Genomic DNA, 17,240 nt, shown 5'->3' on the forward strand with positions numbered 1-17,240 from the left:
GAAGTATACGTGCTTTCTAAAGAAGAAGGTGGTCGTCACACTCCATTCCTTAACGGTTACCGTCCACAGTTCTACTTCCGTACAACTGACGTAACTGGCGCGATTCAATTAAAAGAAGGCGTTGAAATGGTTATGCCTGGTGACAACGTAGAAATGTCAGTAGAATTAATCCACCCAATCGCAATGGACCCAGGTCTACGTTTTGCGATCCGTGAAGGTGGTCGTACAGTTGGTGCTGGTGTTGTTGCGAAAGTAACTGCATAATAGAAGTACAAACGAAAACCGAGAGTTTCGATTCTCGGTTTTGTTATAGGTCAGTAGTTCAATTGGTAGAGCGTCGGTCTCCAAAACCGAATGTTGGGGGTTCGAGTCCCTCCTGGCCTGCCAAATTATTTTTGATAAAAAGCTTGATGCTGGCTAAACTGGTCATATAATAAGTCGCGAATTCAACGACGAGTACAAAAATGTCGAATGATAAATCGCGTGACGCATTAAGCGACGCGCCAATTCCTCAAAGAAACAATTCCGCTGAAGTCGTTAAATCTGGTTCACCAGTTGACGTGATTTTATGGATTATTGCATTGGCATTACTTGCTGGTGCACTTATGGTAAATCAACATCTTCCAGCATATTGGGTTCCCGCAAACAATATTTGGGTGCGTGTTGGGGTGATTTTGGCTTGTATCGTTGTGGCTTTAGGTTTATTATACGCCACCCATCAAGGCAAAGGCTTTGTTCGTTTGTTGAAAGACTCACGCATTGAACTGCGTCGAGTGATTTGGCCAACAAAGCAAGAAACAGTAACTGCATCATGGCAAGTGTTACTTGTTGTTGTAATCACCGCTATTGGTTTATGGTGTTTTGATTACATTATTAGTTGGTTGATGAAGTTTATTATCGGGTAAAAGAGCTATGAAACGTTGGTACATTATTCATGCCTATTCAGGTTATGAAAAACAAGTGATGCGTTCGCTTAATGATCGAATCCAGCGTAGCGCTGTTGCCGATAGCTTTGGTGAAGTCCTTGTTCCTACCGAAGAAGTGGTAGAGATGAAGGATGGTAAGAAACGTAAGTCAGAGCGTAAATTCTTTCCTGGCTATGTGTTAGTTGAAATGGAAATGAATGACGATACTTGGCACATTGTTAAAGAATGTCCAAAAGTACTCGGATTTATTGGTGGTACGGCAGAAAAGCCTGCTCCAATTACGCAAAAAGAAGCTGACGCGATTCTTGCACGTGTACGCAATACTGGCGAAGCACCTCGTCCTAAGACAATGTTCGAGCCAGGCGAAGAATTATTGGTTACTGATGGTCCATTCACAGACTTTAAAGGTGTGGTGGAAGAAGTTCAGTACGAAAAGTCACGCTTAACGTTGACGATTAATGTATTCAATCGACCAACTCAAGTTGAATTGGAATTTCGCCAAGTCGAAAAAACAATTTAATCTGAATTGGTTGAAAACGCCCGATTTTATTAATCGGGCATTGTTGTTGTAACGGTATCGTTACTTGTAAATATTGGGGAGCCTTAACCGGCGTTTGTACCCAGAGGTAATTGAAATGGCTAAGAAGATTGACGGCTATATCAAGCTGCAAGTTCCAGCTGGTAAAGCGAATCCATCTCCACCAATCGGTCCTGCACTAGGTCAACGTGGTGTAAACATCATGGCATTCTGTAAAGAATTCAATGCTGCTACACAAAAACTTGAAGCTGGTCTTCCGATTCCTGTAGTGATCACTGTGTACAACGACAAGTCGTTCACATTTATCATGAAAACTCCGCCTGCTGCTATTCTGCTTAAGAAAGCTGCTGGTATCCAAAAGGGTTCAGCTGTACCTAACAAAACTAAAGTTGGTAAGTTGACTCGTGCTCAATTAGAAGAGATCGCGACTACTAAAGAACCAGATTTAACTGGTGCTGACTTAGACGCGCGTGTACGTACCATTGCTGGTTCTGCACGTTCTATGGGCTTGGAAGTGGAGCTTTAAGACATGGCTAAATTAACTAAACGTCAAAAAGCGATTGCAGCTGCTGTAGAAGCGAACAAAGTTTATACTTTGGAAGAAGCTGTAGCAGTACTTTCTAGCCTTCCAGCTGCTAAATTCAAAGAATCTTTGGATGTAGCTGTAAATCTAGGTGTTGATCCTCGTAAATCTGACCAAGTTGTTCGTGGCGCGACTACACTTCCTGCAGGTACTGGTAAAACTGTACGTGTAGCTGTGTTTGCTCAAGGTGCTGCTGCTGAAGCTGCTAAAGCTGAAGGCGCGGACGTAGTTGGTTTTGATGACCTTGCTGAAAGCATTCAAGCGGGTAACCTTGACTTTGACGTAGTGATTGCTGCTCCAGATGCAATGCGCGTTGTAGGTAAGTTGGGTACAATCCTTGGTCCACGTGGCTTAATGCCAAACCCTAAAGTGGGTACTGTAACTCCTGACGTAGCGACTGCAGTTAAAAATGCAAAAGCTGGTCAAGCACGTTACCGTGTAGACAAAGCGGGTATCATCCATGCTGCGATCGGTCAAGTAGGTTTCACTGCTGAAGCTGTTCGTCAAAACGTTGAAGCTCTTGTAGCTGACCTTAAGAAAGCAAAACCTGCAACTTCTAAAGGTGTTTATATCAAAAAGATCACTTTAAGCTCAACTATGGGTCCTGGTCTTACTATTGATGTAACTAACGTTTCTAACTAAGTTTAACTTAGACAGAATTTTAAAGCCCTGAGTAAGATTTGAAGCGTTGCTTCAAATCTTACGCAAGATACCGGTTTTGGATTTCTTGCGAACTTAGGCAAACTTTGAATTGGTAAATGAGAATTTATCAGCGTCAAAGACCACAGGCGAGGGGAGTTTTATGCTTCGCTCTTAATATTCCAGCCTGCGTAGACGCGGTGGTGTGATTTAGTTCATCCTCCGCGTGTTGACTCAGTGATGAGTTAACGAACTGGGAGTGTACTTCGCGTGAGTACATAAATCACCGTTAGGAGGTTTTACAATGGCTCTTCTTATCGAAGACAAAAAACAGATCGTAGCTGAAGTTAACGCTGTTGCTTCTACTGCTTTCACTGCTGTTGTTGCTGACTACCAAGGTTTAACTGTTGAGCAATTAACTGCTCTTCGTGTTGAAGCTCGTAAACTAGGTGTTACTACACGTATCGTGCGTAATACTTTAGCTAAACGTGCTCTTCAAGATACTCAGTTCGATATCTTGAACGACAACCTTGTTGGCCCAACAATTTTAGCTTTCTCGACTTCTGAAGACGACATGGGCGCAGCTGCTCGTTTGTTTGAAGAATTTGCTAAAACTAATAAAGCATTTGAACTTAAAGCTGCTGCATTCGATGGCAAGGTTTATCAAGGTGCTGAAGTTAGCGTAATCGCGAACCTTCCGAACCAAGAAAAAGCGCTTACTATGCTTGCAAATGTTCTTCAAGCTCCTATTTCGAAATTGGGTCGCCTTATTACTGCGCTCAAAGAGAAAAACGAGTCAGAAGCTGCTTAAGCTTAATAAATCAATTTCCACACCATTCAATATCCATTTGGAGTTATTCTCATGGCTTTAACTAACGAAGAAATCTTAAACGCAGTTGCTGAAAAAACTGTTCTTGAACTTGTTGAACTTATCTCTGCTTTTGAAGAGAAATTCAATGTATCTGCTGCTGCTGTAGCTGTAGCTGCTGCTCCAGGTGCTGGCGCTGCTGCTGCTGAAGAACAAACTGAATTCAATGTAGAGTTGACTTCTTTCGGTGCTAACAAAGTTGCTGTAATTAAAGCAGTTCGTGAAGCTACTGGTCTTGGTCTTAAAGAAGCTAAAGATTTAGTTGAAGGCGCTCCAGCTCTTCTTAAAGAAGGTGTTTCTAAAGAAGAAGCTGAAGAACTTAAGAAGAAACTTGAAGAAGCTGGTGCTCAAGTTACTGTTAAGTAATTTCGCCATGGGGTCATTATTAATTTGACCCCAAAAATTGGCTGATGGCTCTTGGGTCATCAGCCTTTTTGCGTTACAATTATCGGCTCGATTTTTGTTAACTTGATGTAAAAATCATCAATACTAACTATAATTGAATAAAATCAAACGCTTACCAATATTTTTCCATGTTTAAAAATATTGTTAAGCGTTTTAATACCACTGAACATTGCAGCATTTGAACAAAGTGGTGGTCATATCGACCTGCGTAATTCCTTCTAGACCCGTTCTGCAGGCGGGTTTAGTTTACTTTCCGAGGACTCCAGATGGCATACTCATATACCGAAAAGAAACGGATCCGTAAGAATTTTGGTAAATTGCCCCAAGTGATGGATGCTCCGTACCTGCTCGCGATTCAAGTCGACTCGTACAGAACGTTCCTTCAAGATGGCAAAACACCAAAAAACCGCGAAGATATCGGTCTCCAAGCCGCATTTCGTTCAGTTTTTCCAATTGAAAGTTATTCTGGGAATGCTGCTTTAGAATTCGTTGAGTATAGCCTTGGTAAACCAGAGTTTGACGTTCGCGAATGTATTCTTCGTGGCTCAACTTATGCGGCACCAATGCGCGTAAAAATTCGTTTGATCATTAAGGATCGCGAAACGAAATCAATTAAAGACGTACGTGAACAAGAAGTGTACATGGGTGAAATGCCACTTATGACACAGAATGGTACGTTCGTGATCAATGGTACTGAGCGTGTAATCGTATCTCAATTACATCGTTCACCTGGTGTGTTCTTTGATCATGACAAGGGTAAGACGCATTCAAGTGGTAAGGTGCTTTATTCAGCACGTATCATTCCTTACCGTGGTTCATGGTTAGACTTTGAGTTTGATGCTAAAGATTTAGTATACGTTCGTATTGACCGTCGTCGTAAGTTACTTGCGACTGTGATTCTTCGTGCCTTGAACTATACAAACGAACAAATTCTAGACATGTTCTATGAAAAGGTTCCTGTATATCTAGACATGGGCAGCTATCAAATTGACTTGGTTCCAGAGCGTCTGCGTGGCGAAATGGCACAATTTGATATCACAGACAATGACGGTAAGACAATCGTTGAGCAAGGTAAACGTATTAATGCGCGTCATGTTCGTCAAATGGAAGCTGCAGGCTTAACTAAACTTCCAGTACCTGATGAATATTTATATGAGCGTATTACTGCTGAAGATATTACATTACACAATGGTGATGTGATTGCTGCAAACACGGTTCTTAGCCATGAAGTGATGGTTAAAATCGCTGAAGGCGGCGTTAAGCAATTTAACCTACTTTATACCAATGACATTGATCGCGGTTCATTCGTAGCTGATTCATTACGTGCTGATACGACTTCTGGTCGTGAAGAAGCGCTTGTAGAAATTTACAAGGTAATGCGTCCAGGTGAGCCACCAACGAAAGAAGCTGCAGAAAACTTATTCAATAACTTGTTCTTCTCTTCTGAACGTTATGACTTATCACCAGTTGGTCGTATGAAGTTCAACCGTCGTTTGGGTCGTCCTTACGAAGTGGGTACAGATCAGAAGTCACGTGAAGTTGAAGGTATTCTTTCAAACGATGACATCATTGACGTATTAAAAACACTGGTTGAAATCCGTAACGGTAAAGGTGAAGTCGATGATATCGACCACCTAGGTAACCGTCGCGTACGTTCTGTTGGCGAAATGACAGAAAACCAATTCCGTGTTGGTCTAGTTCGTGTTGAACGTGCTGTGAAAGAGCGTTTATCACAAGCAGAGACAGATAATTTGTCTCCACAAGACTTGATCAACGCAAAACCAGTAGCGGCTGCAATCAAAGAATTCTTTGGTTCAAGCCAGTTATCTCAGTTCATGGATCAAAACAACCCATTGTCTGAAATTACACACAAACGTCGTGTATCAGCATTAGGTCCAGGTGGTTTAACACGTGAACGTGCGGGCTTTGAAGTACGTGACGTACATCAGACTCACTACGGTCGTGTTTGTCCAATTGAAACGCCTGAAGGTCCAAACATTGGTTTGATCAACTCATTATCTGTATATGCGAAAGCGAATAGCTTTGGTTTCTTAGAAACTCCATATCGTAAAGTTGTTGATGGTCGTGTAACGGATGAAGTTGAATATTTATCTGCAATTGAAGAAGTAGGTACTGTGATTGCACAGGCCGATTCTCAATTGGATAAAGATGGCAACTTAACAGAAGAATTCGTATCTGTTCGTCACCAAGGTGACTTCGTACGTATGCCGCCAGAAAAAGTAACGCACATGGACGTATCTGCTCAGCAGGTTGTTTCTGTGGCTGCGTCACTGATTCCATTCCTTGAACACGATGATGCGAACCGTGCATTGATGGGTTCAAACATGCAACGTCAGGCTGTTCCTACGCTGATTGCTGACAAGCCTCTTGTTGGTACAGGTATGGAAGCGAACGTGGCGCATGATTCAGGCGTGTGTGTGATCGCGAAACGTGGCGGGCGTATTGAATACGTAGATGCATCTCGTGTCGTTATTCGTGTGAATGAAGATGAAATGGTTGCGGGTGAAGCAGGTGTAGATATCTACAACTTGATTAAATACACACGTTCAAACCAAAACACATGTATTAACCAAAAAGTGCTTGTGAACCTAGGCGACAAAGTTGGTCGTGGTGATGTACTTGCTGATGGTCCATCAACTGATGGCGGTGAATTGGCACTTGGTCAAAACATGCGTGTCGCGTTCATGACTTGGAACGGTTATAACTACGAAGACTCGATCTTATTATCTGAGCGTGTTCTTCAAGAAGATCGTTTGACGTCTATTCACATTCAAGAACTCTCTTGTGTCGCGCGTGATACTAAACTTGGTTCAGAAGAAATTACTGCTGATATCCCGAACGTAGGTGAGGCTGCACTTTCTAAGCTTGATGAATCAGGTATTGTCTATATCGGTGCTGAAGTAACTGCTGGCGACATCTTAGTTGGTAAAGTAACACCTAAGGGCGAAACGCAGTTGACTCCTGAAGAAAAATTGCTTCGTGCAATCTTTGGTGAAAAAGCAGCTGATGTGAAAGACTCTTCACTTCGTGTTCCATCTGGTACGAAGGGTACAGTTATCGACGTTCAAGTGTTTACTCGTGATGGTATCGAGAAAGACGAACGTGCTCAAGCGATTGAAAAAGCTCAACTTGATGCATACCGTAAAGATTTGAAAGAAGAATACAAAATCTTCGAAGAAGCTGCACGTGAGCGCGTTGTACGTTTGTTGAATGGTCAAGAGTCTAATGGCGGCGGTACAACAAAACGTGGCGATAAGTTAACTGATGAAGTTCTTTCAAATCTAGAACTTGTTGATCTACTTGATATCCAACCAGTAGATGAAGGCATCGCGGAGCGTTTAACTCAAATTCAAGTATTCTTGAAAGAGAAGAGTCTTGAAATCGATGAGAAATTCGCTGAGAAAAAACGCAAGCTTTCTACAGGTGATGAGTTAACAACTGGCGTATTGAAAGTTGTTAAAGTTTACCTAGCAGTAAAACGTCGTATTCAGCCTGGTGATAAGATGGCGGGTCGTCATGGTAACAAAGGTGTTGTATCAAACATCTTGCCAGTTGAAGACATGCCACATGATGCGAATGGTGTTCCAGTAGATATCGTATTGAACCCACTAGGTGTACCTTCACGTATGAACGTGGGTCAGATTCTTGAAACTCACTTGGGTATGGCTGCGAAAGGTCTTGGTGATAAGATCGATCAAATGTTGAAAGAACAACGTACTGTACTTGAACTTCGTGAATTCTTAGACAAGATTTACAACAAAGTTGGTGGCGAGCAAGAAGATCTTGATAGCTTAACTGATGATGAAATCTTGGCACTTTCAGGCAACCTCCGTAAAGGTGTTCCACTTGCAACACCAGTATTTGACGGTGCGGAAGAAGGTCAAATCAAAGAGTTATTAGAACTATCTGGTCTTTCACGTACTGGTCAGACAGTACTGTATGATGGCCGTACTGGTGAACGTTTTGACCGTCCTGTAACTGTAGGTTACATGTACATGTTGAAATTGAACCACTTGGTTGATGACAAGATGCATGCGCGTTCTACAGGTTCTTACTCGCTTGTAACGCAACAGCCGCTTGGTGGTAAAGCACAATTCGGTGGTCAGCGATTCGGTGAGATGGAGGTCTGGGCACTCGAAGCATATGGCGCAGCTTATACGCTTCAAGAAATGCTGACTGTGAAGTCGGATGACGTTGAGGGTCGTACCCGTATCTATAAGAACATTGTAGATGGTAACCATTATATGGACCCAGGTATGCCTGAATCGTTCAACGTATTGACCAAAGAGATCCGTTCTTTAGGTATCAACATTGAACTGAAAAATGGTGACTAAATCCCCCTCAATCCCCCCTTTGATAAAGGGGAGACTTTCCCCTCTTTAAAAAAGAGGGGTTAGGGGAGATTACCAATTCAGTTAAAAAACAATATTTGTGACCCAGTTGTGAAGTGAAAATCTCCACAACACACGGAGAAAAAAATTGAAAGACTTGCTCGATATCATGCGCAAAAAGACGGATTCAGACGGTCATGCTCCTGTAGAGTTTGATCGCATCCGTATTGGTCTTGCGTCACCAGAAATGATTAAGTCATGGTCTCATGGTGAAGTTAAAAAGCCAGAGACAATTAACTATCGTACGTTCAAACCTGAACGTGATGGTTTATTCTGTGCCAAAATTTTTGGTCCAGTAAAAGATTACGAATGCTTGTGTGGTAAATACAAGCGTATGAAATACAAAGGCGTCATTTGTGAAAAATGTGGCGTTGAAGTAACAACTGCGAAAGTTCGTCGTGAACGTATGGGTCACATTGAGCTTGCTTCACCAGTTGCACACATTTGGTTCTTAAAATCACTGCCTAGCCGTATCGGTCTTCTTTTAGACATGACGCTACGTGATATCGAACGTGTATTGTATTTCGAATCTTACGTTGTAACAGATCCTGGTATGACTCCGTTCGAAAAATACCAACTTCTGAATGACGAAGAATACTTCACAGCATTAGAAGAGCACGGTGATGAATTCACTGCGAAAATGGGTGCTGAAGCAGTTCAAGATTTGTTGAAAGACATTGATCTTGAGGCTGAGATTTCTCGTTTACGTGAAGAAATTCCGAATACAACTTCTGAAACGAAGCTTAAGAAAGCATCTAAGCGTTTGAAGTTAATGGAAGCGTTCAAAGAGTCGAATAACAAACCAGAATGGATGGTGTTGACTGTACTTCCAGTACTTCCACCAGATCTTCGTCCGCTTGTACCACTTGAAGGTGGTCGTTTCGCGACATCTGATTTGAACGATCTTTATCGTCGTGTGATTAACCGTAACAACCGTTTAAAGCGTCTTCTTGATCTAGCTGCTCCAGATATCATCGTACGTAACGAAAAACGTATGTTGCAAGAGTCTGTAGATGCATTGTTAGATAACGGTCGTCGTGGTCGTGCAATTACTGGTTCGAACAAACGTCCTCTTAAATCTTTGGCAGACATGATCAAAGGTAAACAAGGTCGTTTCCGTCAAAACTTACTTGGTAAGCGTGTTGACTATTCTGGTCGTTCGGTAATTACTGTAGGTCCTACTTTACGTCTTCACCAATGTGGTCTTCCTAAGAAAATGGCACTTGAGTTATTCAAGCCGTTTATTTTCGCGAAATTACAAGCGTCTGGCCAAGCAACTACCATTAAAGCTGCGAAGAAAATGGTTGAGCGTGAGACTCCAGAAGTTTGGGACGTTCTTGCATCTGTGATTCGTCAACATCCAGTGATGTTGAACCGTGCGCCAACACTTCACCGTTTAGGTCTTCAAGCATTTGAGCCTGTACTGATTGAAGGTAAAGCGATCCGTCTACACCCACTCGTATGTGCTGCGTTCAACGCCGACTTCGATGGTGACCAAATGGCGGTACACGTTCCATTAACACTTGAAGCTCAATTAGAAGCTCGTGCGTTAATGATGTCAACGAACAACATCTTGTCTCCAGCAAACGGTGAACCAATCATCGTTCCATCGCAAGACGTTGTCTTAGGCTTGTATTACATCACGCGTGATGCAATCAATGCCAAAGGTGAAGGCATGGTGTTCGCGGATACTCACGAAGTAAACCGTGCGCTTGCAACAGGTCAAGTTGATTTACATGCTCGCGTTAAAGCTCGTGTACATCAAACTGTGATCAATGAAAATGGTGAGCGTGAGCAACAAACGATTATCGTTGATACAACGCCAGGCCGTTGTTTACTTTGGGAAGTTGTGCCAGAAGGTTTAAGCTTCGAGCAAATCAACGTTGAGATGACCAAAAAGAACATCTCTAAATTGATCAACTCTTGCTACCGTAAGCTTGGTTTGAAAGATACTGTTATTTTTGCTGACCAATTGATGTACCTCGGTTTCCGTCAAGCAACACGTTCAGGCGTATCGGTGGGTATGGAAGACATGGTGATTCCACCTGCGAAGTATTCAATCATCGAGAAAGCTGAAGTTGAAGTTCGTGAAATTGAGCAACAGTTCGAACAAGGTTTCGTAACTGCCGGTGAACGTTATAACAAAGTTGTCGATATTTGGGCACGTACAAACGACCAAGTAGCGAAAGCGATGATGGATAACTTGTCTTACACGACTGTTAAGAACAAACAGGGCGAAGATGAGAAACAAAAATCATTCAACTCCATCTACATGATGTCTGACTCTGGTGCCCGTGGTAGTGCAGCACAGATTCGTCAGCTTGCAGGTATGCGTGGTTTGATGGCAAAACCGGATGGCTCGATTATTGAGACACCAATTAAAGCGAACTTCCGTGAAGGTTTGACAGTACTTCAGTACTTCATTTCAACACACGGTGCGCGTAAAGGTTTGGCCGATACAGCATTGAAGACAGCGAACTCGGGTTACTTGACACGTCGTCTTGTAGACGTAGCGCAAGACTTAGTGATTACTGAGCCAGATTGCGGTACTTTTGACGGTCTCGTAATGACGCCATTCATTCAAGGTGGTGATGTTATCGAGAACTTAGGTACTCGTGTGCTTGGTCGTGTATTAGCTGAAGATGCGAAGCGACCAGGTTCTGATGAAGTAGTACTGCCACGTAATACACTAATCGATGAGAAACTTGCAAACTACCTAGAAGAGCAAGGTGTCGATGAAGTTAAAGTACGTTCAGTAGTAAACTGTGCATCTACTTTTGGTGTATGTGCGAAATGTTATGGTCGTGACCTTGCACGTGGTCACTTGGTGAATCCAGGTGAATCAGTGGGTGTAATGGCTGCTCAATCCATTGGTGAGCCAGGTACACAGTTAACGATGCGTACATTCCACGTGGGTGGTGCTGCGAGCCGAACTTCTGCTGCGAACAGTGTTCAAGTACGTAATGCAGGCTTTGTCCGTTTCCATAATGTGAAGACAGTGCAACACGCTAAAGGTCACTTAGTGTCTGTATCTCGTTCTGGTGAGATTGGTATCACTGATGACATCGGTCGTGAGCGTGAGCGTTATAAACTTCCTTACGGTGCCTCAATCTTGATTAAAGATGGTGGTGCGGTAGAAGCTGGCGGTATTGTAGCGACTTGGGATCCGCATACGCATCCATTGGTAACAGAAGTTGCTGGTAAAGCACGTTTCAGCCAAATCGCTGATGGTGTAACTGCAACATCTAAAACAGATGATGCAACTGGTATGACAACAGTTGAAATTTTACCTGTAACGTCTCGTCCAGCTTCTGGTAAAGACTTACGTCCAGCGATTGTATTAGATACAGTTGATGGTGGTGAACAGTTCTACTTCTTACCACAAAATACAATTGTGACTGTCCGTGATGGCGAAACAATTGGTGTCGGTGATGTAATTGGTCGTGTACCTCAAGAAACTTCACGTACTCGTGATATTACCGGTGGTCTTCCACGCGTAGCTGACTTGTTTGAAGCACGTAAGCCGAAAGAACATGCGATACTTGCAGAAGTTTCAGGTGTTGTAAGCTTTGGTAAAGAAACTAAAGGTAAGAATCGCCTTGTGATCACACCGGATGATGGCTCAGAGATTTACGAAGAGTTAATTCCTAAGTGGCGTACGATTAACGTGTTCGAAGGTGAGCATGTTAACCGTGGTGAAACGATTTCTGATGGTCCGCAAAATCCACATGACATCTTACGTTTGAAAGGTGAAGTGGCGTTGACAAATTACATCGTGAATGAAGTTCAAGACGTATATCGTCTCCAAGGTGTAAAAATTAACGATAAGCACATTGAAGTCATCGTACGTCAAATGTTGCGTAAAGTTGAGATCATCGATGGTGGTGATACAAGCTTCATCAAAGGTGAGCAAGTAGATTACATTCGTGTTGTCCAAGAAAACCAAGCAGTACTTGCTCAGAACAAGTTCCCTGCGAAGTTTGAACGTCAATTGATGGGTATTACGAAAGCTTCGCTTTCTACTGACTCGTTCATTTCTGCTGCATCGTTCCAGGAAACAACACGTGTGTTAACTGAAGCTGCTGTAACAGGTAAAGAAGATGACTTACGTGGTCTAAAAGAAAACGTGGTTGTTGGTCGCTTAATCCCAGCGGGTACAGGTTTGGCTTACCACTTAGAGCGTCGTCGTCAAGAAGCAGAAGCTGCTGAACACGAATTGGTTAATGACTTCTCTGAAGTTGACCAAGCGTTCTCACAAGCATTAAATGAAGATCAGTTTTAATCTAAACTGAATTAAGAAGGCACCTACGGGTGCCTTTTTTTTATTGAGTTTGATGATGTGAGTTTGAGGCTAAATATCTATTTTGAAAAAAATTCTTTACAAATAGCATCATTTTAGCGTTGTCTTGTAACAGAAATTGAAAATTTTATTCTCTAGATCGCGATATGCTTATATAAATAGACAAAGAGGGACATCAAGATGAAAAAGTTAACAGCTGTCATGGCGATGGCAACCGTATCTACAATGCTACTTGCAGGTTGTGAAAGCATGACGCCGAATCAACAGCGTATTGGTGCAGCTGCTGCAGGCGGTGCACTTGGTGGTGGTGTTGGTAATAATGTTGGTGGTGGTGTTGGTGCAACGCTTGGTGGTGGTGCAGGTGCCGCTGTAGGTAGTAAAGCTCAAGGGGGCTCAGATCGTAATGCCACTTATAGTGGTGTAGGCGGTGCAATCGGGTCTGCAGTCGGTAAAAGTATTTTTGGTGGTAACTCTGGCGCTGCAATTGGTGGTGCAATTGGCGGCGGTGCAGGAGCAGCGATAGAGCAAAAGCGATAGAACAAAATAATCGTTAATTTGCTAAAGTGATAAAAAAAGCGCTCATAGAGCGCTTTTTTTATTAACGGAAACGTGTGGCTTTTGCCTTCTTGCGACGGATATACACAGTTTTGTGAACTTCTGCGATCCGTAAGCCTGATTCATCCATAATATTCACAGTATAGTTACGGTAAACAGGAGCATGATTGCTAGCGAGCTCTTTGATGAGTTGTATTTCACTGGAATCAATGCGGATATCTGCATAAACAGTGCTACGACCAGGAGTTAAAAAATCGATGCTTGCAGCCTTATCCCAAACAATATATTTATCACCTAAGTGATACATGAGTAATGTCATATAGAATGGGTCAACCATAGAATAAAGGCTACCGCCAAAGTGGACACCCACAATATTTTTATTTTTTCGTGTAAGTGGCATTTTTACACGAATATGATGATTTTTTAAGTCGATTTTATCGATAGTAATGCCTGCGCCTTGAAAGGGTGCAAAGCTATTAAACATATACTTGGAGATTAACGGAATTGTCGTTAGCTTTTTCAAAATACTCATTTAGGTCAATTATTTTTATTTCATTAGTTAGCATACTAAAGTACAAAAAATATTCTGGCATTGATCGAAAATCATCGTAGACCAAGAAAACGGTCAATCAATAACAAAAAAGGTTGAGCATATTATGCAATTTGAATCGCATTGGATTAACACGACAGATCAACAAAAACTCTATGCTAAAACATGGGGAGATCGGAATAAGCCGGCATTGGTGCTTGTGCATGGTTATCCAGACAATCAAGAAGTATGGGAACCAATCATTTCGAATTTAATCGAAGATTATTTTGTTGTAACTTATGATGTGCGTGGCGCTGGTCAATCGAGCGTACCGAAAAAGATTCGCGCTTATGCATTAGCTCAACTGTCTTTGGATTTGGAGAGTGTGGTAAATCATCTGTTGCCAAATCGAAACTTTCATGTGGCAGCACACGATTGGGGCTCAATTCAAACATGGGAATCCGTAACTGAATCTAAATTTAAAGGTCGTATTCTTTCATATACCACTATATCTGGACCATGCTTGGACCATGCTGCTTATTGGATGCGTGAACAATTCAAACATCAAAAACCAAAGTTCTTTAAGCAATTGATTAAGTCTTGGTACATCGTACTATTTCAGCTACCCGTAGTTGCACCGACGATGTGGAATTTTCTCAATCCAGATCGCTGGGGCAAAATATTTGAAATTCTTGAAGATACAAAAGGCTTACCCGTAAACCAAAATATCTCTAAGGATGGTGAGTATGGTGTGGCACTGTATCGGGCAAACTTTATTCCACGTCTAACGATGCCTCGTCAACGTCATGCGATTTGCCCCGTTCAAGCGGTAGTCTTAAAACGCGATAAATATGTAAGTCCAGAGTTGATTGACGAAATTCCAAAATGGGCGACAGGTTTTGAACGTGTTGAGCTAGATGCGAATCATTGGGCTGTTTTAAGTCGTGCCCAAGAGATCGCATCGTATATTAAACAATTTGCAAAAAAAAATGCGCAAGGCGAATAGAATCTGACGAGTGAAGGTATCAACCCCTGATGAGCAGATTTATTACAAACAAATTCTGATAAAATAGTTTTTTTGTCTGATTCCTATTTCTTATGTTTGCAATTCTTGCTGCCATTGGGGTCATGTTTGGCCTCTCTTTGGCTCGTGTGCCTGTGGTATTTGCACTGATCATTGGTGCTGTAACAGGAGGCCTATTGGCTGGTCTTGGTTTACAAGGCACTATGGAAGCGTTTAATGGTGGTTTGGGCAAGGGTGCCCAGATTGCTTTAGCTTATGGTGTACTTGGTGCATTTGCCTTAACTTTGGCTCGTTCAGGTTTGCCAGATCTTCTAGCATATAAAATGATTAATTCACTTAAAGGTGAGGCTAATCTTAAAATACAAAATCGTGTCAAATATGCCATCTTTGCAACGGTTGCAATAGCGGCTGTTTGTTCTCAAAACGTAATTCCCGTGCATATTGCTTTTATTCCTGTATTGATTCCACCATTATTGATGGTATTCAACCATTTAAAGCTTGATCGACGATTGGTTGCATGTCTACTCACATTTGGTTTATGTGCAACTTATATGTTGATCCCAGTCGGTTTTGGTGCAATTTTCCTAAATGATATTTTAGGTCAAAACATCAATACTTTTGGTGAACCACTTGGCTTCCAAATTGATTATGATCAAATCCCTTCTGCGATGGCGATTCCTGTGTTTGGGATGTTCGTAGGTTTATTAATCGCAGTGTTTTATAGCTATCGTAAACCACGAGAATATCGTGACATTCATGTCGAAGAACAACCACAAAGCATTTCGGGTGAAATGGGTGTTCAAGAAGGTTCTGCGAGACCGGAGGTTTCTAAATTTACGATTTATATGGCGGGGGGGGCTGTTTTAGCAACGCTTGCAGTGCAATTGTATTCTGATTCGATGATTTTAGCTGGTTTAGTCGGCGTGGCGATCCTAAGCTGTGCAGGTATTTTCAAGTGGAAAGAAGCTGACGATGTCATCATTACTGGTATGCGTATGATGGCACTCGTGGGTTTTATTATGATCGCAGCACAAGGTTTTGCAGCCGTGATCGGCGCTACTGGTCAGGTTCCAACGCTAGTTGAGGCTTCAGTCGCATGGATTGGTGATAGTCAAGGTTGGGCAGCATTCTGGATGTTACTCATCGGATTGTTAATTACACTAGGTATAGGATCATCATTCTCCACAGTGCCAATTCTTGCAATCATTTATGTCCCATTATGTATTCAGTTTGGTTTTAGTCCAGCAGCAACAATTGCGCTCATAGGTACTGCTGCAGCTCTAGGTGATGCAGGCTCTCCAGCTTCAGACTCGACTTTAGGACCAACATCAGGCTTGAATATGGATGGTCAACATGATCATATGAAAGACAGTGTGATTCCGACATTTATTCATTTCAATATTCCATTGATGATTTTTGGTTGGATCGCGGCAATGGTCCTATAACTACATTTAAAAAATGATTGAATAAAAGGCGATTAATATAATCGCCTTTTTTATTTTAAATCAGATTAAAATAGTAGGATTAAATAAAAAATTCCGAGTAAAATAATATGATCAATAGGTTATTTAAAATAATTGATGGTTTTATAATTGACTAAATTGGTATGATTTAAAATAAATTATTATTATAATCAGTTATTTATAAATAAAATGTATTTTATTTAATTTTTGAGAGTTGCATATTAATTTTTGGCATGTTTATTATATTTAAATAGTGTTTTATTTAGATATTTCTTTCAGAGGTTATAATAATGTTAAATAAAATTGCACTGATTGTTTTAGTTGGGATGTCAGCAAATGCACTGGCAGGAGAATGGCAACTTAAGGTAGGTGCATCTGCAATTTCTCCAACGCAAGATACCACTGTGGCTGCTCTAGGAGGAGCTAAAGTGGAAGCCGATGATGAATTTGCTTTTACCCCTTCGGTGGAATATTTCTTTAATGATCAAATTTCTGCTGAATTATTATTAGCGACTCCAGTTCGCCATGATGTTTTGATTAATGGCGCTGATGCAGTGACGATTAAACATTTACCACCAACACTGACTGCGAAATATCATTTTAAAAATACCTCGGGATTTACACCTTATGTTGGTCTTGGTGCAACAGCATTTATTGCTTGGGATGAGCAAGGCGTTCAAAGTGTAAAAGAAGATTTTGGTTATGCAGCGCAGTTAGGTTTCAATTTCCAACCAGCTGATGCAAAAAACTGGGGTGTATTCGCTGACGTACGTTATGCAGATTTGAACCCTGAAGTGACTGTAGATGGAACAACAAAGTTCAAGCTAGATATAGATCCAGTCATCTATAGCATTGGTTACAGCTACAAATTCTAAAAATAAAGTTGCGCCTAGCCCTATTAATCAATAGGGCTTTTTTTATGTGTCGTACTATAACAGGTAGAAAATACCATATAAAAAAACAATTTTTTTCAATAATCTAGAAAGCTCATAACAGAG

13 protein-coding genes, 1 tRNA gene and 1 pseudogene are annotated in these 17,240 nt (G+C 41.7%); 14 read left to right on the forward strand and 1 reads right to left on the reverse strand.

Annotated features, from left to right (window positions below; genetic code table 11):
* The 11 genes and pseudogenes from BMW42_RS04965 to BMW42_RS05015 form a co-directional block, all read left to right on the forward strand.
* A pseudogene (locus BMW42_RS04965) lies at positions 1-264 on the forward strand (elongation factor Tu); the annotation flags it as partial.
* Positions 265-311: 47 nt separating this feature from the next.
* A tRNA-Trp gene (locus BMW42_RS04970) sits at positions 312-387 on the forward strand.
* Between the two features lie 77 nt (positions 388-464).
* Positions 465-905, forward strand: a complete 441-nt coding sequence (gene secE / locus BMW42_RS04975) for a preprotein translocase subunit SecE (protein ID WP_035265936.1) — start codon at positions 465-467, stop codon at positions 903-905.
* Positions 906-912: 7 nt separating this feature from the next.
* Complete coding sequence (nusG, locus tag BMW42_RS04980; RefSeq protein WP_035265938.1) at positions 913-1,446, forward strand: transcription termination/antitermination protein NusG; 534 nt, start codon at positions 913-915, stop codon at positions 1,444-1,446.
* A gap of 115 nt (positions 1,447-1,561) precedes the next feature.
* Positions 1,562-1,990, forward strand: coding sequence for a 50S ribosomal protein L11 (gene rplK, locus BMW42_RS04985; protein WP_004813566.1), 429 nt, complete (start codon positions 1,562-1,564; stop codon positions 1,988-1,990).
* 3 nt (positions 1,991-1,993) lie between these two features.
* The gene (gene rplA / locus BMW42_RS04990) at positions 1,994-2,689 is read left to right on the forward strand and encodes a 50S ribosomal protein L1 (protein ID WP_035265940.1); all 696 of its coding nucleotides are present in this window, start codon (positions 1,994-1,996) and stop codon (positions 2,687-2,689) included.
* Positions 2,690-2,990: 301 nt separating this feature from the next.
* On the forward strand, positions 2,991-3,497 hold the full coding sequence (gene rplJ / locus BMW42_RS04995; protein ID WP_035265941.1) for a 50S ribosomal protein L10: 507 nt from the start codon (positions 2,991-2,993) through the stop codon (positions 3,495-3,497).
* A gap of 51 nt (positions 3,498-3,548) precedes the next feature.
* Entirely contained in the window at positions 3,549-3,920 is a 372-nt protein-coding gene (rplL, locus tag BMW42_RS05000; RefSeq protein WP_035265942.1) for a 50S ribosomal protein L7/L12, read from the forward strand.
* A 305-nt stretch (positions 3,921-4,225) separates the two neighbouring features.
* The gene (gene rpoB / locus BMW42_RS05005) at positions 4,226-8,314 is read left to right on the forward strand and encodes a DNA-directed RNA polymerase subunit beta (RefSeq protein ID WP_092766627.1); all 4,089 of its coding nucleotides are present in this window, start codon (positions 4,226-4,228) and stop codon (positions 8,312-8,314) included.
* Positions 8,315-8,459: 145 nt separating this feature from the next.
* The gene (gene rpoC, locus BMW42_RS05010; protein ID WP_035265945.1) at positions 8,460-12,653 is read left to right on the forward strand and encodes a DNA-directed RNA polymerase subunit beta'; all 4,194 of its coding nucleotides are present in this window, start codon (positions 8,460-8,462) and stop codon (positions 12,651-12,653) included.
* Positions 12,654-12,851: 198 nt separating this feature from the next.
* Positions 12,852-13,208, forward strand: coding sequence for a hypothetical protein (locus tag BMW42_RS05015; protein WP_035265949.1), 357 nt, complete (start codon positions 12,852-12,854; stop codon positions 13,206-13,208).
* Between the two features lie 61 nt (positions 13,209-13,269).
* On the opposite strand, the gene BMW42_RS05020 is transcribed toward BMW42_RS05015, so the two are convergent.
* Complete coding sequence (locus BMW42_RS05020) at positions 13,270-13,758, reverse strand: DUF4442 domain-containing protein (protein WP_035265952.1); 489 nt, start codon at positions 13,756-13,758, stop codon at positions 13,270-13,272.
* A 124-nt stretch (positions 13,759-13,882) separates the two neighbouring features.
* Here BMW42_RS05020 and BMW42_RS05025 point away from each other — a divergent pair, with 124 nt between their 5' ends.
* From BMW42_RS05025 to BMW42_RS05035, 3 genes are all read left to right on the forward strand, one after another.
* Complete coding sequence (locus BMW42_RS05025) at positions 13,883-14,761, forward strand: alpha/beta fold hydrolase (protein WP_092766628.1); 879 nt, start codon at positions 13,883-13,885, stop codon at positions 14,759-14,761.
* 92 nt (positions 14,762-14,853) lie between these two features.
* Entirely contained in the window at positions 14,854-16,224 is a 1,371-nt protein-coding gene (locus BMW42_RS05030; RefSeq protein WP_092766629.1) for a Na+/H+ antiporter family protein, read from the forward strand.
* A gap of 308 nt (positions 16,225-16,532) precedes the next feature.
* A complete protein-coding gene (locus BMW42_RS05035; RefSeq protein ID WP_092766630.1) occupies positions 16,533-17,117 on the forward strand; it encodes an OmpW/AlkL family protein in 585 nt (194 codons plus the stop codon).
* Positions 17,118-17,240: the final 123 nt, after the last annotated feature.

Origin of the sequence: Acinetobacter sp. DSM 11652, from assembly GCF_900109815.1 — a bacterium.
Taxonomy (GTDB): Bacteria; Pseudomonadota; Gammaproteobacteria; order Pseudomonadales; family Moraxellaceae; genus Acinetobacter.